The sequence below is a fragment of the Enterococcus sp. S22(2020) genome (assembly GCF_020295385.1).
Lineage (GTDB): Bacteria > Bacillota > Bacilli > Lactobacillales > Enterococcaceae > Enterococcus_L > Enterococcus_L dunnyi.
Window position 1 is genome coordinate 295,016 of sequence record NZ_JACFUD010000001.1, and the last position, 21,948, is coordinate 316,963.

At 36.9% G+C, this 21,948-nt stretch carries 23 protein-coding genes; 7 read left to right on the forward strand and 16 right to left on the reverse strand.

Features of this window, described 5'->3' with window-relative positions:
- The first annotated feature begins 91 nt into the window (after window positions 1–91).
- Both H3T55_RS01345 and H3T55_RS01350 read left to right on the forward strand, forming a co-directional pair.
- On the forward strand, window positions 92–757 hold the full coding sequence (locus tag H3T55_RS01345; RefSeq protein ID WP_225533018.1) for a 5-bromo-4-chloroindolyl phosphate hydrolysis family protein: 666 nt from the start codon (window positions 92–94) through the stop codon (window positions 755–757).
- A gap of 51 nt (window positions 758–808) precedes the next feature.
- Window positions 809–1,996: a toxic anion resistance protein gene (locus H3T55_RS01350; protein WP_087639592.1), complete on the forward strand. Its 1,188-nt coding sequence runs from the start codon at window positions 809–811 to the stop codon at window positions 1,994–1,996.
- A gap of 111 nt (window positions 1,997–2,107) precedes the next feature.
- Here the strand turns inward: H3T55_RS01350 and H3T55_RS01355 are convergent, their stop codons facing one another.
- The 3 genes from H3T55_RS01355 to H3T55_RS01365 form a co-directional block, all read right to left on the reverse strand.
- Entirely contained in the window at window positions 2,108–2,422 is a 315-nt protein-coding gene (locus tag H3T55_RS01355; RefSeq protein ID WP_225533017.1) for a CHY zinc finger protein, read from the reverse strand.
- On the reverse strand, window positions 2,419–2,970 hold the full coding sequence (locus tag H3T55_RS01360) for a biotin transporter BioY (RefSeq protein ID WP_225533016.1): 552 nt from the start codon (window positions 2,968–2,970) through the stop codon (window positions 2,419–2,421). The genes H3T55_RS01355 and H3T55_RS01360 overlap by 4 nt, the downstream gene beginning before the upstream one ends.
- A gap of 152 nt (window positions 2,971–3,122) precedes the next feature.
- The gene (locus H3T55_RS01365; protein ID WP_225533015.1) at window positions 3,123–3,953 is read right to left on the reverse strand and encodes a helix-turn-helix domain-containing protein; all 831 of its coding nucleotides are present in this window, start codon (window positions 3,951–3,953) and stop codon (window positions 3,123–3,125) included.
- 161 nt (window positions 3,954–4,114) lie between these two features.
- Between H3T55_RS01365 and H3T55_RS01370 the strand changes: the two genes are divergently transcribed.
- Window positions 4,115–4,954 carry an NUDIX domain-containing protein gene (locus H3T55_RS01370; protein WP_412523555.1) on the forward strand — a complete coding sequence of 280 codons (840 nt, stop codon included), beginning with the start codon at window positions 4,115–4,117 and terminating at the stop codon, window positions 4,952–4,954.
- Between the two features lie 24 nt (window positions 4,955–4,978).
- Entirely contained in the window at window positions 4,979–5,500 is a 522-nt protein-coding gene (locus H3T55_RS01375; protein WP_225533013.1) for a GNAT family N-acetyltransferase, read from the forward strand.
- Window positions 5,501–5,651: 151 nt separating this feature from the next.
- Here H3T55_RS01375 and H3T55_RS01380 read toward each other — a convergent pair whose 3' ends face one another.
- The 8 genes from H3T55_RS01380 to H3T55_RS01415 form a co-directional block, all read right to left on the reverse strand.
- A complete protein-coding gene (locus H3T55_RS01380; protein ID WP_087639586.1) occupies window positions 5,652–6,071 on the reverse strand; it encodes a GNAT family N-acetyltransferase in 420 nt (139 codons plus the stop codon).
- 111 nt (window positions 6,072–6,182) lie between these two features.
- On the reverse strand, window positions 6,183–8,051 hold the full coding sequence (locus H3T55_RS01385; protein ID WP_225533012.1) for an acyltransferase family protein: 1,869 nt from the start codon (window positions 8,049–8,051) through the stop codon (window positions 6,183–6,185).
- 423 nt (window positions 8,052–8,474) lie between these two features.
- Complete coding sequence (gene ilvA / locus H3T55_RS01390; protein ID WP_225533011.1) at window positions 8,475–9,731, reverse strand: threonine ammonia-lyase IlvA; 1,257 nt, start codon at window positions 9,729–9,731, stop codon at window positions 8,475–8,477.
- A gap of 372 nt (window positions 9,732–10,103) precedes the next feature.
- Entirely contained in the window at window positions 10,104–11,099 is a 996-nt protein-coding gene (gene ilvC, locus H3T55_RS01395) for a ketol-acid reductoisomerase (protein ID WP_087639583.1), read from the reverse strand.
- 52 nt (window positions 11,100–11,151) lie between these two features.
- Window positions 11,152–11,634 (reverse strand): acetolactate synthase small subunit, encoded by a 483-nt coding sequence (gene ilvN / locus H3T55_RS01400; RefSeq protein WP_087639582.1) that lies wholly within the window; start codon window positions 11,632–11,634, stop codon window positions 11,152–11,154.
- Entirely contained in the window at window positions 11,635–13,329 is a 1,695-nt protein-coding gene (ilvB, locus tag H3T55_RS01405) for a biosynthetic-type acetolactate synthase large subunit (protein WP_225533010.1), read from the reverse strand.
- Between the two features lie 13 nt (window positions 13,330–13,342).
- Window positions 13,343–15,034, reverse strand: a complete 1,692-nt coding sequence (ilvD, locus tag H3T55_RS01410) for a dihydroxy-acid dehydratase (protein ID WP_225533009.1) — start codon at window positions 15,032–15,034, stop codon at window positions 13,343–13,345.
- A 409-nt stretch (window positions 15,035–15,443) separates the two neighbouring features.
- Complete coding sequence (locus tag H3T55_RS01415) at window positions 15,444–15,959, reverse strand: hypothetical protein (protein WP_087639579.1); 516 nt, start codon at window positions 15,957–15,959, stop codon at window positions 15,444–15,446.
- Between the two features lie 212 nt (window positions 15,960–16,171).
- Here H3T55_RS01415 and H3T55_RS01420 point away from each other — a divergent pair, with 212 nt between their 5' ends.
- The 3 genes from H3T55_RS01420 to H3T55_RS01430 all read left to right on the forward strand — a co-directional run bounded on the left by H3T55_RS01420 (window position 16,172) and on the right by H3T55_RS01430 (window position 18,045).
- A complete protein-coding gene (locus H3T55_RS01420; protein WP_225533008.1) occupies window positions 16,172–16,645 on the forward strand; it encodes a TM2 domain-containing protein in 474 nt (157 codons plus the stop codon).
- A gap of 177 nt (window positions 16,646–16,822) precedes the next feature.
- The gene (gene clpP / locus H3T55_RS01425) at window positions 16,823–17,416 is read left to right on the forward strand and encodes an ATP-dependent Clp endopeptidase proteolytic subunit ClpP (protein WP_087639577.1); all 594 of its coding nucleotides are present in this window, start codon (window positions 16,823–16,825) and stop codon (window positions 17,414–17,416) included.
- Window positions 17,417–17,523: 107 nt separating this feature from the next.
- Window positions 17,524–18,045 carry a DsbA family protein gene (locus H3T55_RS01430; RefSeq protein WP_225533007.1) on the forward strand — a complete coding sequence of 174 codons (522 nt, stop codon included), beginning with the start codon at window positions 17,524–17,526 and terminating at the stop codon, window positions 18,043–18,045.
- Between the two features lie 16 nt (window positions 18,046–18,061).
- Here the strand turns inward: H3T55_RS01430 and H3T55_RS01435 are convergent, their stop codons facing one another.
- The 5 genes from H3T55_RS01435 to H3T55_RS01455 all read right to left on the reverse strand — a co-directional run bounded on the left by H3T55_RS01435 (window position 18,062) and on the right by H3T55_RS01455 (window position 21,567).
- Window positions 18,062–18,259, reverse strand: coding sequence for a hypothetical protein (locus tag H3T55_RS01435; RefSeq protein ID WP_225533006.1), 198 nt, complete (start codon window positions 18,257–18,259; stop codon window positions 18,062–18,064).
- A 44-nt stretch (window positions 18,260–18,303) separates the two neighbouring features.
- The gene (whiA, locus tag H3T55_RS01440; protein WP_087639574.1) at window positions 18,304–19,239 is read right to left on the reverse strand and encodes a DNA-binding protein WhiA; all 936 of its coding nucleotides are present in this window, start codon (window positions 19,237–19,239) and stop codon (window positions 18,304–18,306) included.
- A gap of 25 nt (window positions 19,240–19,264) precedes the next feature.
- Window positions 19,265–20,263, reverse strand: coding sequence for a gluconeogenesis factor YvcK family protein (locus H3T55_RS01445; RefSeq protein ID WP_176372749.1), 999 nt, complete (start codon window positions 20,261–20,263; stop codon window positions 19,265–19,267).
- On the reverse strand, window positions 20,260–21,144 hold the full coding sequence (gene rapZ, locus H3T55_RS01450) for an RNase adapter RapZ (protein ID WP_225533005.1): 885 nt from the start codon (window positions 21,142–21,144) through the stop codon (window positions 20,260–20,262). Before rapZ ends, H3T55_RS01445 begins: the two co-directional genes overlap by 4 nt.
- Before the next feature lie 216 nt (window positions 21,145–21,360).
- Window positions 21,361–21,567 (reverse strand): hypothetical protein, encoded by a 207-nt coding sequence (locus H3T55_RS01455; RefSeq protein WP_087639572.1) that lies wholly within the window; start codon window positions 21,565–21,567, stop codon window positions 21,361–21,363.
- Window positions 21,568–21,948: the final 381 nt, after the last annotated feature.

Here is a 21,948-nt window from a genome sequence, read left to right on the forward strand (position 1 = left end):
GATATTCTTTCTTAAGTAGAATGTGCTAAAATAGCATATATAGCGAAGGAAAATTAACTTTCGATGGAATAAATGATTGGAGGGAACTGAAATGAGAACAGGAAAACTTATTAAAATAATCGCCTACTTGATTTTAGCTGGCTTCGTTCTGCGTTTTATTACCGGTATACATCTACCTGCCGTTATCGTGGCTTTAGTGATATTAATGGTGCTGCTCTTTACTGGGTCAAACAAAAAGAATGTGAAAAAAGAAGAACAGCTGCCTAACTTGACCAAGGCAAAAGAAGAACATTATTCTGAATCAGGTATGACAGATCAGGAAATCACCTTTTTCCGTGATACGATGAACACAACAAAAAAACAGATCATTAAACTGCAAGAAAATATGAACGCCTCAACTAAATTGAGAGCGATCGATTTGCGCAATGATACATTGCGAGTATCCAAAGCTTTGTTCAAGGAATTAGTTAAAGAGCCTAAAAAGCTTCATTTAGCAAATCATTTTCTTTACACACACTTACCTAACTTAGTTGATTTAACAAGTAAGTATTTAGAAATCGATGATCATGAAATCAAAAATAAACAAACCTATGAAAAATTAGAAGAAAGTGCTCAAATTATCGATCAAGTCTCAAAATTGATCAAAAAAGATTATGAACAATTTGTTGCAGACGATTTAGATGATCTAGATATTGAGATTTCCGTTGCTAAAAACAGCTTAAAAAGAGATAATGAACATAGTGAAAATGAAGAATAATATCATTAACAGCACTATGTAAGCTCGTTTATGCACAGAGGAGGAAACTATATGGAAAATAAGCCAAAAGATGTGACACCTGTCAGTGATACTTTAGATGATTTATTAAATAACCCGTTTTCAACACCTATCGATTCATTGACTGCTACACAGCAAAGCGAAATTTCTGCTTTACAGGATCAGCAAGTTGCTGCCCGTTTGGTAGATAAATTACCAGAAGAACGTCAGGCACAAGCCAGAGAATTAGCGTCAAAAATCGATGTACAAGATGCCCAAGCGGTCATTACTTATGGAGCTGCTGCTCAAACAAAATTAGGAGAATTCTCTCAATCAATGTTAAATCATGTGCAAGCACAAGATATTGGCCCTCTTGGCGATTCATTGACCGATTTGATGTATCGTCTAAATGAAGCGAACCCGGATGAATTACGGACTGGTGAAGGAAATATTTTCCAAAAAATGTTTGGAAAAGTCAAACAGTCGATCTTTGAAATCACTGCAAAATATCAAAAAATCGGTGCACAAATCGATAAGATCGCCATCAAACTTGATAAAGAAAAAAACGGCTTGCTAAAAGATAATTTAATGCTGGAACAGCTTTATAATAAAAATAAAGATTATTTTGATGCATTGAATATCTATATTGCTGCAGGAGAATTAAAAATCGAAGAATTACAAACAACGATCATCCCGGAAGCAATGAAAAAAGCAGAAGAATCAGGCGATCAGATGGACGTACAAATCGCCAACGACTATACACAATTTTTAGATCGTTTAGATAAACGGACACATGACTTGCGATTGGCTCGTCAAATCACGATCCAGCAAGCACCACAGATTCGGCTAATTCAAAATACCAACCAAGCACTAGCAGAAAAAATTCAAGCATCGATCAATACTGCCATTCCACTTTGGAAAAACCAAGTAGTTATTGCTTTAACTCTTTTGAGACAAAAAGATGCTGTAACTGCACAACGCCAAGTCTCCGAAACAACCAATGATCTATTGAAGAAAAATTCTGAAATGTTGAAAATCTCAGCAATCGAAACTGCTAAAGAAAACGAACGCGGTATTGTTGATATTGAAACATTACAAAAAACACAAAATGACTTAGTAGAAACGATCCAAGAAACATTACGTATTCAAAAAGAAGGAAAAGAAAAACGTAGAGCTGCTGAAATCGAATTAGGTCATATGGAAGAAGATCTGAAAAATAAATTATTGGAACTGACTCAATAAGAATCAGAGCCCGAAACAAAGCTATTTTCTAACTTTGTTTCGGGCTCTTTTTTTGATGTAGTAAATAAAGCAGCTATGTCTACTTGGCTTCTTTCATCCTTGTTTAGACGATTAACAAAAATAAATACCTTCATGATTTGCACACTTAGAATTGAATTGGTGACCACAATTTGGACAAGAACCGCTTTGTTTATATTGATCATAATTCATTTCAACAGAGCAGACCCCACAGAGAATTATTTTGACCTGGGAATCTTTACTGACCGGCCAAGCTTTAAAGCTATGCTCTTCCATTTCATCGTGGCAATGATAGCATGCATAATACGTTCGACATTCATAACACTGATTGGCAACAACATCATACTCAGAATCATAATGGCTGCATCTGCCATGCTCATCAACACTGATGCCGCTGATCCTCTTCACGATTGTTCCCCTTTTTTTACAAGAACTCTTGACAGTCTCTTAGCAACAAAAGCAGTTAAAAAGGCCTTGATCGTATCCCCAGGAATAAATGCTAAACTTGCCACTAAACTTTTTGAAAGAGAAACATCTGATAATAGACTTACGCCAACAGCACCACAAAAATCAATGAAAACTGCGCCAAAGATAAAAGTAATGACAAATGCATAGATAAGCTTCTGATTGTTTGGATTGAATTTTTCAGTTAACCAGCCAATCAAAAAAGTCGCAAAAGGATACGCGAAAAGATATCCTGCCGTAATACCTATAAATACAGTGATCCCACCACGTCCACCTGCTAAAATCGGAAATCCGATTGCTGTTAGTAGTAAAAACAGCAGCGTAGCAATCGTTCCATTCTTTTTCCCTAAAAGTAACCCACTCAACATGAATCCAGCATTTTGAATAACGATCGGCACTGGTAACAGACTAATTGGGATCGGCGGGAAAAATCCTAACACAATAATAATGCTTATCATAATTGCAATTCTTGTAATATCTTTTGTCTTCATAGATCGGCTCCAAACTATTTGTATTTGTTGTATCTTTAAAATACTATTTACTTTTTCTTTTGTCAACCTTTTTGAAATAAAGGTTAACCAAAAGCAGAAGACTCAATTATATTCTCACATCAATAGCATTTACAACTATTTCTTTTACTATTTTAGGTGGTCTGATCGATTTTTCTTTCCAAAAACTGTTCAACTTGTTCAAGTTCAAACTCACTTTCACTATTTTTTTGACATAATTTATGTTGTTTTCTAAATGATAATGGTGGTAAACCAAATTTATCCTTGAATGATTTATTGAATGCCCTAAGACTGGAGAAACCTGTGTCCAAAGCGATGTCCATAATTTTGGCATTCGTCTTTTTTAGAAGACGAACACTGTAAAATAGTCTGACTTCCCGTAAATAGATTTGGATAGAAAAACCTGTACACTTTCTAAAGTTTTGAAAAAGAGTATATTTATCCAACATAAAATGTTCGACCAATTTTTCTAAGCAATGCTCCTCGATATAATTTTTATTGATATACTCCAAAATCTCTATAAAATCAGTGAATGGGCTGCCATCTACTCTCAAGGTCTTCTCGATGAATATAATCTGATTTCTCAGTAACAGCTTCAACAAATACTGAGGATGTTCTTTATAAAGTAGACATTTAACAATTTCTTGATAGATTTTTTCACTAGAAATTGTTAAAGGATTGGGTTGTTTAAATCGACAGTTCAGCCACTTTTCTGGCGTAATGTTCAAGCTTACACTTAATACCTGATTCTTGCTGCTTGGAAAAACACTCATCATTTCATTCTTATTCAAAAGGTAAATCTCCCCTTTTTTCAACACCACATACTGATCCAATAAAATCAATTCTATTTGTCCTGAAATAACCATCAACAGTGTTAATTCCTCATTAGGATAAAGCATTTTTTCTTCTATTTCGCTAGTGAAATATTTAGTGATCGTTGTTTTAAGTCCTTGTTTGCTATGCATTCTCTTTGCTCCCTCATGTTTTTCATTCTTATTTTTCCTTCTTGATAAAGATACGCAGAATTTTAAGATTTTTATTTTTTATCAATCATCAGTCTTTAGTTGTTTTTCTTGTTGATAATGATACAATAAAGTAAAAAGTACTTTTATCTAATTTAGAGAGGATGAGCGATTTGGTGCACTTTAATTCTAGGGAAGAAGAAAAACAATACTATGAGCAACACGCTAGTGAAGCCGAATTTTTAAATTGGTATCATCAACAAGAACTTCCTGAATATGAAAAGCCTTCTCTGACCGTAGATATTGTTTTGATGTGCTATAACAAAGAAGAGGATCAATTAAAAATATTATTGATAAAAAGAAAAGGCCATCCTTATCGAAATTCATGGGCATTACCTGGGGGATTCGTCAACCGAAATGAGTCTACTGGTGAAAGCGTACTGCGTGAAACGACTGAAGAAACAGGTGTTGTTATCTCTAAAGAAAATATTGAACAGCTGCATAGTTTCAGCAGACCTGATCGTGATCCGCGCGGCTGGGTCGTGACTGTCAGCTATTTAGCATTTATTGGAGAAGAACCATTGATTGCAGGAGATGATGCTAAAGAAGTACGCTGGTTTACGATGGAACGTGACGGAGATCTTCTTTCACTAACTAATGGCAGTGTAGAGATTATTTTGGACTTGAAAACAGGTGCTTCAAACGGCAAAGATACATTAGCTTTTGACCATAGTGAAATTATTTTAAAAGCATTTAATCGGGTTTCAAACAAAATGGAGCATGATCCGCAAGTTCTACAGGTATTGGGAAAAGATTTTACAATTACTGAAGCACGTAAAGTATTCGCTAAATTTTCTGGAGTCGACTACAAAACGATCGATCACTCAAACTTTAAAAAAGCAATGCTTCATCATTTTGAAGAAATTGGCGAGCGTCCCGTAGGAATCGGTCGTCCTTCAAAAATTTACCAGCTAAAACCTGAAAATTCATTGAATGACCACTAAATGTCATAAAGAAAGGATCTTACTATGGCGACTTATCTAAGATATGCGCAACCTAATGATTTGCCTGAACTGATGGAAATCATTGTCCGGGCAAGGCAACTTTTAGCAGAACAGAAAATTCCACAATGGCAAAATGGTGAAGGCCCAAGTGAAAAGCAATTGATTTCAGATATTTCTTTGGGACACTGCTATGTCCTGGTCGTCGATGAAATGATTGTTGGTCTAGGCGTTATTTCTACCGATAAAGAACCACCTTATGAACAAATAAAAAACGGTAACTGGCAAGATACAGGTTCATCTTATGCTGTTATCCATCGAGTTGCTCTTCATTCAGATCACCAAGGAAGAGGTTTAGCGCTGACCCTGATGAATCTGCTTATTTCAGCCGCTAGGTTAAATGGATATTTAGATATCCGAATTGATACTCATCCTAAAAATCAAGCCATGCAACAATTGATAAAAAAAGCAGGCTTTTCGTATCAAGGGGATATCCTGTTGGAAGCACCAAATGGAGAGCGTTATGCTTATCAATTAGTTTTAACATAAATAAAGAGGTGAAACAAACTGTTGATCAGTTGTCTCACCTCTTTATTTTACTTATTTTGACACACTCTACTAAATTGAAGACTGTTCACTTTCATTCTTAACTAAACATCTATCAGGGATACAACCCCAATAGATACATTTTTACTATAATTCAACGTTTCACTTTTAAATACATGCCCACACTAGAAGGACTTGTTTCAACAAATCCAAATTGTTCATATAATTTATTTGCAGGCACATCTGCAATTAGATTGACATAAGCTAGCGGGTCACATTTTTCATTTATATAAGCCATCAGCTGCTCCATGATCTGCTTTCCTAAACCTTGTTTCTGATATTCTGGGTGGACAACAATATCAACAACTTGATAACTTGTACCGCCATCCCCTACGATTCGTCCCATTCCAACTAATCTTCCTGTCTCTTTTTCTCTAATACAGATAGAAAATAAGCTATTTTTTAATCCTAATTCACTTGCTTTTTTTCCACGTGGAGACAGACCTCCGCTTTTACGTAAATCTAGGTATTCTTCAACTTTAGGTATTTCTGTCTTTATTGACCAAAACTGCATTTTTTGTGCCTCCTTCATCCTGTTTTCTTTTATATTATACATTGGATACACAGAAAAATGGCAAAGAATCTGAACATTGACTTTTTCGTCATCATCCAGATTCTTTCAATATCATTTCAGAATTTCTTTTGCAATAAAGTTAGAATATTTGACTTGTCCATCAACATTGGGATGAACTCGGTCTTCATAAAACCACTCTTCATGTGCATTACTATAATTATACCAATCGATAACCGTTAAATTCTTATATTTCTTTTTCATGTTGTCCAACATCGTATTAACTTCGTTTTGCCATCTACGTGTTGGAACGCGAACATTGATCCAATAAACTTTTCGCTTCGTACCAATCGCTGACATAAATTCATCAAACTGTGCTTCAGTAAATGAGCCATTCGTCCCAAGCCCAACCAAAACATTGTCTTTTAATAATTTATCTTTATCCAACTTTTGAATCGTCGGAGCACTTTCATATAATTGTCTTCCCACTTCACCGTCAACAATTATTTTTGGAAAAATTTCCTGTAGTCCAGCTGCTGCATCAAGTACTACTGAATCCCCAAAAGCAGTGATCTCCATCCCTTGTGCTTTTTTGATTTCTTCAGCTGTCAAATCAACATTTATTTCTGGTGCTTTTGCTGACTGTTCTGTAGACTCAGCCGTTTTTCCTTCGTTTTTCGCTTTCTCTGCTTCTTTACGTTCTTCTGCTTTTTTCTTATTTTCTTCAATCGTTTTTTGCAGCTGCTTTTGATCAGCAGTTACTTCATTAGATGGTGCGATCGCCAGACCATATAACGCAAAACAAGTGAATACTGTGCAGATGACCGCAGTGATTTTAGCCGAAGTAAACCAAGGCTTTTTAAAGAAATCTTTGATTGCGAACCATGTATACTTATAATAAAATTTGCCTAAAGGTTTTTCAATAAAGCGATAAGAAAGCTCGCTGATGCCTAAAATCAAAGCTAGTTCGATCAATGAGTGCAATAAAACATGATCACTAAGATTTTTTATTTTGGCTTCGTAAAAAATCATCACTGGAAACTGATACAAGTAGATCCCATAGCTTCTCTTACCGATCCAAGTAAAAACAGGATTTGTCAGCCAACGATTGACGTCAGCTCCTGGATGAGCCGTAACTGCTACTAAAAGCGTAGCAAAAATACTGACAATAAACATCCCGCCGTAATAGACAAAAGAATAACGATCTGCGAAAAACAAAAACGAGGCTAATAAAACGACCAATGAAGCAATTCCGACGCCATTCAATAAATTCCTTGCTTTAGCAGGAATTTCTTCTTTCAGACGATAGCTTGGCCAAACAAAAGCCAAACCACTCCCCATTAAAATCGAAAATAATCGCGTATCTGTTCCGTAATAAACCCTTGTGGGATCCGATCCTGGTGTGAACAAAACCGCCATCAGCACCCCAGAGATGACTGTCGCCCCCATGATCAAAGCAAAAATTTTACCACTATGTTTCACGTATTTTTTTAAGACAATAAATAACAACGGCCAAACCAGATAATTCTGTGCTTCAACTGCCAATGACCAAATGTGAGTAAAAGGAGATTGTGTAGCAAAACGATCAAAATAAGAAAAGCCTTTAAATATTTGCCACCAGTTATTATAGTAAAATACGCTGCTGGCAAAAACGCTGCGTAAATTGTTCAGTAAATCTTTTTGGAAAAGAACGATATAGGCTGATGATAGGATCAACATAGCAATCAAGCCTGGGTAAAGCCGCTTCATCCGACGAATATAAAAGCCCTTGACATCGATCGTTTCGGTCTGAAGCCATTCCTGCCTCAGCAGGTCAGTAATCAAATAACCTGAGACAGCAAAAAAAATAGGGACACCTAAATAGCCCCCATGCATTATATTTGGGAACAAGTGATAAAGAATCACGCCAATGACCGCTAGTGTCCGAATTCCATCAAATCCGGTGATATAACGGCGATCTTCTAACCTTTTATTAATATTCATTTATATTCCAACTTTACTAATATTCTATTTTGGTATTTCGAGTAATGTTTAACAAAGAGACATGATAATAAAAATGACGAATGATAGAAAAAATAATTCTGGTTTGATCAAAAAGGTGATCGAATGAAGTGAAAATGATTTTCTATCTGGCTCATGCTCATTGACAGTCGATGTTTTTGACTGATTTAATGTAGTAAGTTAAATATACGTTCTTTCGGAGGAAATGGCAAGGACTCTCTCTCCATTTTTCTATATTTTTAATCAAATTTTAGATATTTATTTTTGTAAAAAAAAATTGACTCATTTATCAGGTCATCCGCTGATAAATGATGTCAATTTCTCCCCTTCTTATTCTCGGAAATTTTTACTAAAAAACCAAAATAAAATAACAATAATTCTAAAATATAAACAATTATTTTTTCTCTAAACAAGTAATGCATATAAAGATGGATTGTCACTCAAATCAATATAATTCGGATCAAATGTAGCCATCTTTTTTAATAAATTGGATAATTCTTCTTTTTCTTTTAAAAGAATCCCCAAAATTACTGGTCCGGTTCCCCGGTTCACCTTTTTCGTATATTCGAAACGAGTGATATCATCATCAGGACCTAAAATATCGGTTACAAACTCTCTTAATGCTCCAGGCCGCTGTGGAAAGTTAATGACAAAATAATGTTTCAAACCTTCAAAAATCAACGAACGTTCTTCGATTTCTTCCATTCGATTGATATCATTGTTTCCACCACTGATAATACAGACCACTGTTTTTCCCTTGATTTCTTCCTTGATGTGTTCTAATGCAGAAACACTCAACGCCCCAGCAGGTTCCACTACGATCGCCTGCTTTGTGTAGAGCTCTAGAATCGTCGTACAAACTTGTCCTTCATCAATGGCCAGTAATCTATCTACATAGTCCATTGCATGTTCATAGGTCAGATTGCCAACTTTTTTCACCGCAGCGCCATCAACAAACTTTTCGATTTGTTCCAACATGACCGGTCCGCCTTTATCAAAAGCTGCTTTCATCGATTGAGCCCCTAATGGTTCTACACCGATCACTTCGGTCATTGGACTTACAGCTTTTGCATATGTAGAAACACCACTGACTAAACCGCCGCCGCCGATCGCTGACAGTAGATAATCAACTTGAAATTCCGCTTCTTTTGCTTCTTTAAAAATTTCAACTGCAACGGTTCCTTGCCCCGCCATGATGTTTAGATCATTGAAGGGATCGATAAACGCTTGATTATTCGCTTTTGCATAGTCTTTCGCCGCTGCCGCAGAGGAATCAAACGTATCACCGATCAATTTGACTGTGACTTCATCACCACCAAAAAATTTCACTTGAGAAATCTTTTGTTGAGGAGTGGTTGTCGGCATAAAAATCGTTGCAGGAACTTTCATTTCTTGACAGGTATAGGCAACGCCTTGTGCATGATTACCCGCACTCGCACAGACAACGCCGTTTTTTAGCATTTCTTGCGGTGTTTCTTTGATAGCATAATAAGCTCCACGTAACTTGAAGGAACGAACCTTTTGCAAATCCTCTCTTTTCAGATAAACATTGCATTGGTATTTTTGGGATAAGTAGATATCGTATTGTAATGGTGTTTCAGTTACGACTTCCTTTAATGTATGATACGCATCTTCTATTTTTTCTCGTGTTAATTGTGACAACTGTTCCACTACCTTTCATATAGCCAGAAAAAGGCTGAGACTAAAGTGTTTAGCTCCAAGAACCAAGTAGGTATTGTGCAACACTGTTTATCTGCAGCGAGTCTTTGATGAGAAAGCATCCACTTATTCTTCGTTGTGTTTTACAGTAATTTCAGCTTATTTCCGAATCTTTCAACTCTTAGTGGTTTAGGACTTAGAATGTTGCTAGCTTTACTTTGTTCTTTAAACAGTAGTGAAACTATATGCATTAGCTGATGTGATCGAAGCGTAGCCGTAGTAATTGCTTTTTTCTCGCCATTTATTTAGGTTTAGAGAGCGAAACAAAACGGATGTTTAGTTTTGTCCCGCTCTCTTTATCCATTTGCTACCTATTTAGTCTTCTCTAGAAACAAAAGGCATCATTTTACGTAGCTCTGCTCCAACTTTTTCAATTGGATGTCCAGCATTTTCTTTACGCATTTGATTAAATTCTTTAAAACCATTTTTGTTATCGTCAATGAAGCCTTTAGCAAATTTTCCATTTTGAATGTCTGTCAAAACATCTTTCATATTCGCTTTTGCTTCTGCTGTAACAACTCGTGGACCTGAAACATAATCTCCATATTCCGCAGTATTTGAGATAGAGTGACGCATTTTCTCAAATCCTCCTTCATAAATAAGATCTACGATCAATTTTAATTCATGACAAACTTCAAAATAGGCTAATTCTGGTTGGTAGCCTGCTTCTGTCAACGTTTCGAAACCTGCTTCGATCAAACTAGTCAAACCGCCGCATAAAACTGCTTGTTCTCCAAATAGATCTGTTTCTGTTTCTTCTTTAAAGGTTGTTTCAAGTACTCCTACACGCGTTGCGCCGATTCCTTTTGCATAAGATAAAGCAACATCACTAGCATGACCAGAAGCATCTTGATAAACTGCAAACAATGCAGGTACGGCAAAACCTTCTGTAAATGTCCGGCGAACAAGATGACCTGGTCCTTTAGGAGCAACTAAGAAAACATCCACATCTTTGGGTGGTGTGATCACATCAAAATGAATATTGAATCCATGTCCAAACGCTAAGGCATTGCCTGCTTCTAAGTTTGGTGCAATCTCATTGTCATAAAGATCTCCTTGGATTTCATCCGGTGCTAAGATCATCACAACATCTGCTTTTTTAGATGCTTCTGCTACTGGAAAAACATCAAACCCATCATTACGAGCTGCTTCAGCTGATTTTCCTTCGCGAATACCAATGATGACTTGATTTCCATTATCTCTTAGATTTTGCGCGTGAGCATGTCCCTGAGAACCGTAGCCAATGACTGCGATCGTTTTTCCTTCTAATTGATTTTTTTCTACTGAATTATCATAATATACTTTTGCCATGTTGAACCCTCCAAATTTTTTATGCTTATAAGCGTATGCTTAAAACCCTTTTTTAATTGTTGCCTCTTGTAAATCCTGTAACGCCAGTACGTGCAAGCTGTTTGATGCCATATGGTGCGACCACATCAACAAATGCACTGATCTTTTCACTGGTACCCGTAACTTGAATAACAACAGAACGTGTTCCAACGTCGATGACATTTGCTCGAAATGGATCGATGACTGAAAATAATTCTGCCCGAACCGCAGCAGGTGCGTTGACTTTAACTAATGCCAATTCTCTTTCCAAATGAGCTTCGTCTGTGATATCAGAAACTTTGATCACATCGATTTGTTTGTTTAATTGCTTTGTGACCTGTTCACTTTCATTTAAATCCGCTACCTGAACAACTATCGTTATTCTTGAAACATGTTCTTGTTCTGTTGGACCAACTGAGATACTGTCAATATTCACCTGTCTTCGTGTCAATACCCCACTAAAACGGTTCAGCACACCAGAATTATTGTTAACTGTTGCAGTGATAATGCGCCTCATTTACTCCACCCCCAACATCTGATAGTTCGCTTTTCCAGCTGGAACCATCGGCAGCACGTGTTCTGTCGGAGAAACCATTACTTCGATAAGTATTGGTCCCGTTTCCTTGAAGGCTTCTGTCAGCGCCTTCTCCAACATTTTCGGATCATCGATTTTAACACCTTTGATATGATATGCTTCAGCCATTTTTACAAAATCAGGCTGACTGGAAAAAACAGACTCTGAACGGCGATTATTGAAAAAGCTCTCTTGCCACTGACGAACCATCCCTAAGGACTGATTATTTAAAATGACGATTTTGATCGGAATATTATACTCATTTAAAATGGCTAATTCTTGATTCGTCATTTGGAAGCCGCCATCGCCAACAAATAAGACAACTTCTTTATCTGGACAACCTAGTTTTGCGCCAATTGCTGCTGGAACACCGTACCCCATTGTTCCAAGCCCTCCACTAGTGACTAGCTGCTTTTCATTTTTAAATGGATAAAATTGAGCCGCCCACATTTGATGCTGTCCAACATCTGTCGCAACGATCGCTTCTCCTTTGGTTAATTCACCAATGAATTCAATTACTTTTTGCGGCTTGATTTCTGCCTCTTGTTCTTTATCGTATTTAAATGGATGTAATTTTTTTCTTGAGAGATTCAGTTTGTTCCAATCATTCCAGCCACCACAAGTCACATCGATCTTCAACATTTCCTTCAATGTCTCTTTGGCATCAGCTACGATCGGGATCTGAGTATCAATGATTTTTCCGATTTCAGCGGGATCGATATCTACATGTGCAATTATTGCATTTGAAGCGAATTCTTTCGGTGCACTTGCCAATCGGTCATCAAAACGCGATCCAATATTAATCAATAGATCACAATCAGTTAATGCCATATTCGCCGCGAAAGATCCATGCATCCCGCCCATTCCTAAGAACAACTCTTGCTCCGTCGGGATCGCTCCTAATCCAAGCAAAGAACTTAATGCTGGCAGTTGATATTTCGTGATAAATTCAACTAGCTCTTTTCCAGCATCTGCATGTAAAACACCCGCTCCTACAAGTACTAACGGTTTTTTAGCGACAGCTAATGCTCCCATTAGTTTTTTTACTTGCAGTTTATTTGGTTTGACCGTCGGCTGATAACTTGGCAAATGAAGTTTGACCTCAATATCGGCTTCCGCCTCCATTACAGTCATATCTTTTGGTAAATCGATCACGACTGGTCCTTTTCTACCTGTAGTTGCAATGTGAAAAGCCTCTTCAATGATTCTTGGCAATTCCTTTGTATCACGAACTTGGTAATTATTCTTTGTGATCGGCATGGTCAAGCCAATAACATCCGCTTCTTGAAATGCATCTTTTCCAATACCATCAGTGATCACTTGCCCTGTAAAAACGACCATCGGAATTGAATCACTCATGGCATCTGCAATACCTGTTATCGCATTTGTTGCTCCAGGTCCGCTTGTAACGATAACCACTCCTGGTTTACCTGTTGCTTTTGCATAGCCTTCTGCTGCATGAACTGCTCCTTGTTCATGTCGTGTCAAGATATGAGGAATGTCCCCATCATATAAAGCATCATATAGAGGAAGTACTGCACCACCCGGATAACCAAAAATCATTTCAACCTTTTGTTTCAACAACGCATCAATCAAAATCTTTGAGCCGCTTTTCATTTTTTTCTGTTGTTCTGCCATGAACTTCCCTCCTCTAGTCTAGCAGGTCTTCTGGAATCTGCATGATTCCTCCTGTGTGAGCTGACGTGACCAATGCTGTATAACGCGCCAAATATCCTGTTTTTACTTTCGCTTTGAATTTTGGTAAATGGTCATTTCGTTTAGCTAGCTCTTCATCAGAAACATGTAATTCTAATGTGCGATTAGTTAAATCTATCTCAATTTCATCTCCGTCTTCAATTAAAGCAATGGGACCACCAGCTGCTGCTTCAGGTGAAATGTGTCCTACTGCGATCCCGCGCGTAGCACCTGAAAATCGGCCATCTGTGATCAGAGCCACATCTTTACCTAAACCACGTCCGACAATACTTGATGTTGGCGCCAGCATTTCCGGCATTCCCGGTCCACCCTTTGGTCCTTCATAACGAATAACGACTACATGTCCTTTTTTCACTGTATGATTATCGATTGCTTCAACCGCTTCATCATGAGAGCTGAAACAGATCGCTTTACCGACAAATTTCTTGATCGATGGATCAACTCCACCAACCTTTATTACGCTGCCTTTTGGTGCAATATTTCCGTAAAGGATCGATAACCCACCGACTGGGCTGTATGGATTTTCTTTAGGATGGATGACTTCTTCATTTTTGATCACTGCATCCTGAACATTTTCTCTGATCGTTTTTCCTGTTACAGTGATTCTATCTGGATGAATTGCATTCCCCAAATCAACTAGTTCTTTCATGATCGCTGGTACTCCTCCAGCTTCATGTACATCGTGCATGGAATAAGCAGAAGAAGGAGCAATTTTTGAAAGATACGGAACTCGTTTGGCGATTTCATTGACTTCTTCAAGGTTGTAATCAATTTCTGCTTCATTCGCAATCGCCAATGTATGCAAAACAGTATTCGTAGAGCCGCCCATAGCCATGTCCAAAGCAAAAGCATCATCGATTGCCTCTTTAGTGACGATATCTCTTGGCTTGATTTGTTTTTTAACTAAGTCCATCAGATGGAATGCTGACTTTCTAACCAATTCCTTTCGTTCATCAGAAACTGCTAAAATCGTCCCATTCCCTGGAAGAGCCAATCCCAAGACTTCCATTAAACAATTCATAGAATTTGCTGTAAACATGCCCGCACAAGAGCCGCAAGTTGGACAAGCATTTTCTTCCATGAACTTAAATTCTTCTGCTGTCATCTTTCCTTCTTTAAAAGTCCCGACTGCTTCAAACATAGAAGATAAGGTCGTCGTATGTCCTCTTGGGTCGATTCCTGCTTTCATTGGCCCACCAGAGCAAAAAATCGCTGGTACATTCGTTCGAACACTAGCCATGAGCATACCTGGCGTAATTTTGTCGCAATTTGGAATATAGAAAACACCGTCAAACCAATGAGCATTGATCACTGTCTCCGCTGCGTCCGCAATGATCTCTCTACTTGGTAATGAATAGCGCATACCAATGTGCCCCATCGCGATCCCGTCATCAACGCCGATCGTATTGAATTCAAAAGGAATTCCTCCTGCTTCACGAATCGCTTCTTTAGCAACATCCGCTAATTCTCTTAGATGAACATGTCCAGGCACAATATCAATATACGAATTGCAAATCGCAATAAATGGCTTCTCCATATCTCTGGCATTTTTTACTTGTCCAGTTGCATATAGCAAGCTTCTTGCCGGTGCTGCTTCGATTCCTTTTTTTATTTGATCACTACGCATTCTTCATCCACTCCAATTCAGTTAACTTTCTTTACATTGTTTTCTACAAAAAAACATCCCAATCATAATGAATGGGATGTCTTAGTAAGAATCCCATTTACCAAAGACAAACAGGACTCAAACATCTGCAAAATTTCTCAGTGTTCTAAGTCCTTCACGATAAAATAATGACTAATACGTGGTTGTTGTTGGTCTTCTTCATGGCAATGGTCTCCTCGTTCAAAATCTATAAAGATTAAAATTCAATGTGATAAATAAAAGCTTTTGTTAACTATAAACCTAATAAATGAGATTGTCAATAAAAAATGGTGAAAAATGTCAGAAAATTCTAAAAATGTTTGTTGTTGTTTTTTGACTTTATGTTTTATAAATAAAAAAAGCCGTACCTTTCACTTAAGGTACGGGCTTTTTAGCTCTTTTGGAAATAATACAGCGGTTTGTGCGACAGACGTTTCATTTGTCTTTTTTTATCTTCGATGATCGTCAACAACTCTTCTGAAAAAGTTTCTAAAATCAATTTTCCACCCTTATAGGTACTTCCACCCATTGAGATGACTTCATCCGGGGTCAAAATTACTTTTCTGTGAGCAATCTTTTTGAAAAACTCTTCGACTAGATAAGTAGGAAGATAGAAATTGTTTTGCGCAGAAAAAGATTCCAAATATATAAAGTCGTCGATGCTGATATAACAATCATCCATAGAAATAAAGTTAACAGATTTATCGACATAAATATCTCTCTTTTGCAAAATTTCATTGATTTTTTTGTTCAAAAGATTCAATGTTTCGATTTCTTTGACGAAATGTTCCAGCTCACGATAACGTGCTGCTTTTCGTTCTTCAAACGTCACTCGTAAAGCAACGCTGATCGACACAATCACTGCGCCAACTAATACGCCTGTTATGCCTGCGATAAAAACAACCATCCGAATCCCCTCACTCTTCTTTACTTGCTTTTTTAGTATAACATACTCTTTCACAAGCGTAAAAACATAGAACAAAAAAATAAAAAGGATTCATTTACTTAAAAATTTTCAATTCTTTTTGAAACGTGATCTTTAAAAGTTATATAGATTACTTTATAAGTTGATGATATAATATAATGGTAATTATATTATTATAAAGTGGGGATTTAAAAATGGGGAAAAAAGTGATTAAATTGGATTTTGAGGAAGTTATTATTGCTAATGAGGATGGGAGTACGATCAGAGCTCCTTATGAATGGTTGAACTTCAAACCAGAAATTGGGGATTTGGTTGAAGTATTTGAAGATGGCGATGAACTGATCATCCATAAAACAGAAGCAAAAACAAATGCAGAAAATCTGCAAGACAAAATCAACATCAATATTGTCAATGAAAACAATAATACTCAATCAGTTGGTGGTTATGTACAACAAGGTAGAGTAGTCAATAAATGGATTTATTTCATTCTAGCATTTTTCTTAGGCTGGATCGGTGCTCATAAATTCTACTCTGGTTTTTCTGGAAAAGGCATCATGTATCTTGTTTTCAGTTGGACTGGCATTCCAGCTCTTATTGCTTTCTTCACTGCGATCATAACTTTATTGAAGCCTGCTGACCAAAATGGCAACATTGTTGTCACTTCATAATATTTATTTTGAGAATAATAGTAGAAGGCAGAAACACGACTCAACGTTTCTACCTTCTATTTTTTCAGTTCATTTAAGTTGACCTTTTTTGACCAATAAAGTATACTTTTTTTAAGCATTCAGGTATGCTTTGTGATAAAATGATTTGAAGAGCTTTTTATATAGGAGGAATATACTATGAACTTAATACCAACAGTCATTGAACAGTCATCTCGTGGAGAAAGAGCTTATGATATTTATTCACGATTATTAAAAGATAGAATCATTATGTTAAGTGGTCCGATCGATGATAATGTAGCCAACTCAGTAATTGCTCAATTATTATTTTTGGATGCACAAGACTCTGAAAAGGACATTTACATTTACATCAATTCTCCTGGCGGAAGTGTTTCTGCTGGTTTAGCAATTTTTGATACAATGAATTTTGTTAAAGCAGACGTCCAAACGATCGTACTTGGGATGGCTGCATCAATGGGCAGCTTTTTACTAACTGCTGGTCAAAAAGGTAAACGTTTTGCCTTGCCTAATGCTGAAATCATGATCCATCAACCACTTGGTGGTGCACAAGGACAAGCGACAGAAATCGAAATCGCTGCAAAACATATCTTGGATACGCGTGACCGTTTGAACAAAATCTTGGCTGAGCGTACTGGTCAGCCTTTAGAAGTCATCGAACGCGACACAGATCGTGACAACTTCATGACAGCTCAACAGGCAAAAGAATACGGCTTGATCGATGAAGTAATGGAAAATAGCAGTGCCTTAAGCTAAACCTAAAATCAGATGTCCAAAATTCTTTTCCGGATTTTGGACATTTTTATTTCAACTTAGACTAAAAAACGCTACACTATAAGTAAAGAAATGAAAGGATGTATAACATGGATATCTCAATTATCGATGCAACAAAAGTCACTACAAAAAATGGTTTAGTCATTGGTCAAGAATCAGCTCCAGTAAAGATGGTCGAATTTATGAATGTTCGTTGTCCCTACTGTAAAAAATGGTTTGAAGACTCTTTTGACCTTTTAGAAAAATATGTTAAAGAAGGAAAAGTTCAGCGCATTATCAAGCTATTTGATAAAGAGAAAGAAACATTACAGCCTGGAAACGTGATGCATCACCACATTGATTACGACTTACCAGAAAGAGGATTACTTAGTTTAAAACAAATGTATGACACGCAAGATCAATGGGGGCATCTTTCATTAGCAGATGTTGCCATCTTTGCCCAAGATAACCTACAGCTAGCCGAAAAGAAAAATCCTGCAATGATCGATGCTGTGATTGCTGAAGCAAATGCTGCTAATATCAAATTTGTTCCAACGATCGTTATTGGTGAACATATCTTTGATGAATCTGTTACAACGGAAGAATTGATCAGCTACATTGAAGGAAAATAAAAAAACAAAGACAAAGCTATTGTGGCTTTGTCTTTGTTTTTTGTTCTTGTTTTCTCTTTAGTTTCTTTTCAGCGAGCGAATCTTGCGTTTCTTTTTGGGCGTCTTCACTAAAATTCAAGATTTTATCTACATCTTCTTTACCTAAAAAGTCGCCCAAACCTTCACCTAATTGTTTGATTTGCCGCATAATAAAGTCTTTATCCTCAACACCCATTTCTTTCACCTGATTTCTATTTTTTAGTTCACGTAACTTTGCAGCTATGCACTTTTTTCTCTAAGTTTTTCAGCAAATTCATTGATTTTCCTGATTCGATGATTGATCCCCGATTTTGAAATTGCACCTGAAGGAATCATCTCACCAAGTTCTTTCAGACTGACTTCCGGATATTCCAAACGCAATTCAGCGATTTCCTGTAATTTTTCCGGTAGAGCCGTTAAGCCTACCACACTTTCAATATACTGGATATTTTCAATTTGTTTTGATGCAGCATCGATCGTCTTATTTAAGTTCGCTGTTTCGCAATTGACCAAACGATTAACAGAATTGCGCATATCCCGCACGATTCGGACATCTTCAAATTTTAACATCGAATTCGTTGCACCGATCAATGTTAAAAAATCAGCGATCCGTTCTGCACCTTTCAAATAAGAAATATAGCCGTTTCTTCTCTCTAGCGTCCGTGCATTCAAATCATAATAATTCAGCATTTGACAAATATCTTCATTGTGTTCTTCATAAATAGAAAATATTTCTAAATGGTAACGACTGGTTTCAGGATTATTGACTGAGCCAGAAGCCATAAAAGCACCACGTAAATAAGATCTCATCTTTTGGGCATTCCCCATGATTTCATCTGATACATGGCTATTGAACATCATTCCATCTAAAATATCTAAATCTGCAAGAACGTCTTTAGTTCCCTGCTTTAAACGAACAATATAAACATTGTTCTTCTTCAGCTTCATTTTTTTTCGAACGAGTAACTCCGATCGTACGTCATAATGATCTTTTAAAAGAGAATAAATACGTCTTGCGATCGCAGCATTTTCTGTTTGGACATTCAACACGAATTGCTGATTCACGATGCTTAGTGACCCATTCATTCGAATCAATGCAGCCAGTTCTGCTCTAGCATGTTCCCGATGGACTTCTAGCGTCGTTAGTTCTTTCTTCACATCTGAGGCAAAAGACATTTTTCTCTCCCCCTCTCTTTTCCTTTTAGTACCTTGCTCCAAAAACGATTCGGAACAACTCGTCAACTACCTTATCACCATCATGAAAAACGCCGCCGTCTCTTAATTTCAGAAAATCAGTAGAAATCACTCGGCAACCTTCCGATCTTAATTTTTGAAAGTCATGCTCCACTTGTACAAGATACTCATCATAAACGTCCGGATCCATGTATCCGTCAGGTACTTTTTCTGTGTTGACTAATACCGTATCAACAAACTTACTTTTGAGATGATCGTGTAAAACACAAACATGATCTGCATCTGTAAAGTGTTCAGTTTCACCTTTTTGTGTCATGATATTACAAATATACACGACTTCACCTTCTGCATTGATAATGGCATCTCCAATTTCACTGATCACCAAGTTTGGCAAAATACTAGTAAATAAACTTCCCGGACCTAAAACGATCATGTCTGCTTCTTCAATTGCTTTTACTACTTTTCTAGCAGCTTTTGGCTGTTCATCGTCGTTTGTATTTGTTACAAAAACATAATCGATCGTTTTTCGATCTACAGCAATATTCGATTCACCAACTGCCACTGTTCCATCTTTGAAAACAGCATGTAAGGTCAATGGTCTTTCTGATGAAGGAAAAATATGTCCGTCCACATGCATCATTTTTGATAACAATTGGATCGCTTCATACGTACTACCACGCATTTCAGAAACTGCGGCAATAATTAGATTGCCGATCGCATGATTAGCAAAATACTTATCTGATTTATCAAAACGATACTGAAAAATATCTTCATACAACTGCGGCATATCCGATAAAGCAACGAGCACATTACGTAGATCACCGGGAGGAGTCAGGTTCATTGATTCCCGGATTTCACCACTACTGCCTCCATCATCAGCAACTGTTACAACAGCAGTGATATCCGCGCTTTGATTTCTCAAGCTTTTTAAAATAACAGGCAGCCCAGTACCCCCACCGACAACAACGATCTTAGGCTTTCTGATCCGGTAAGTTTTCATTTTCATGAGCGGTTCACCGTCTCTTTCCGTTTTCCTTTATCACGATGAGTAATGTTCACATGATACTCCTTACCAAGTTCTTTGCCTACTCGTTCTGTCAAAGCGACTGAACGATGTTGTCCGCCAGTGCAGCCGATTGCGATCGTGATACTTGATTTGCCTTCTTTTTCATAGCCAGGCATCACGTGTTGCAATAGATCGATGAAACGAGTGTAAAATTCTTCTGTTTCAGGAAAACTCATAACATAGTCGTAAACAGATTTATCTTGCCCAGTCAATGGTCTCAACTCTGGTATATAGTGAGGGTTTGGTAAAAAACGTACATCCATTACAATATCTGCATCGATCGGCAGACCATATTTAAACCCAAACGACACCATCTCCACACGAAACCCATGTGTGTCGCGTGTTTTAAATTCTTCATTGATTCGTTCTCTTAGTTGTCTTGGAGAAAGATCCGTTGTATCGATGACGACCTGAGCGTCTCCTCTGATTTCTTCCAGAATCGCACGTTCTTTTCTGATCCCTTCTGTGACCAAGCCATCCATAGCTAACGGATGTGCACGTCTAGTTTCTTTATAGCGCGAAACTAACTCTTCATCAGTTGCATCTAAAAACATGATCGTCGTATCGATCAAATTCGTATTTTCAAGTTCGACCAACATATCCTGAATTTCTCTAAAGAAATTACGCGAACGTAAATCGATCACCAAAGCAATTTTAGTTACTTTGCCTGATTCCTTGATCAATTCCCAAAATTTGGGAATCAGACTTGGCGGCATATTATCAATACAAAAATATCCCATATCTTCAAAGCTTTGAATTGCGACAGTTTTACCTGCTCCGCTCATTCCAGTGATTATTACTAATTGTAAATTATCAGCCATTTTACAGCGCCCCTTTAATAGCATTTGACTAATTATAACATTCCGGGCGTATCAATGAAAGCTTTTCAACCATTCCAGTCTTTTACATTGGCTATCTTTAAATAAAAATGACCATTTGACATCTTGACATCAGATCAAACAAAAAAAGCAAAGCAGAAATTTTCTATTTCTGTTTGCTTTTACGATATACATATTATAAAAATAATAAAGGAACGATTATACATCTTCGATTACATTTAAATAATCCAAGCTTAAAATCGGATCGTCACACTTGATATTCGAACGGTCGGTTGGGTGACATTTAAGAACTCTTACTTCCAAGTCATCTTCTTTTTTAGAGATGGCTTCTCCAATAAAGAACCAAGAAAAGTTTGAGCCATGACAAACATAATGAGCGCCAATCTTAATTTCTCTTTTTTCCAAGAAAAATCATCCTTCCATACTTTTTTCGTATGTATAGAATATCATGATTTTATTCAAATGTACCGTCCAACATACGTATATAATTTACCTTTTTTTGACTATTTTTAAATTAAAGTTATTAAAAAACAAGAGTTTCTCCATCTTGTTCATTTTTTTCTCATTTACTTTTGGTTTATATTTACTTTTTTCACATCTAAAATAAATATAAGAAACAAAAAAACAGTTTTCAAATAAATGAAAAACTGTTTTTTCTTTTTTGAACGGGTTATTTATAGAAGGAAAGATATATACCAATTAGGTTGAACAATATATCTACCTGTGAGTGATTTTACTGTATGAAAATGAAGAAATCAAGACTACTCACTAAATTTCCTCTAATCT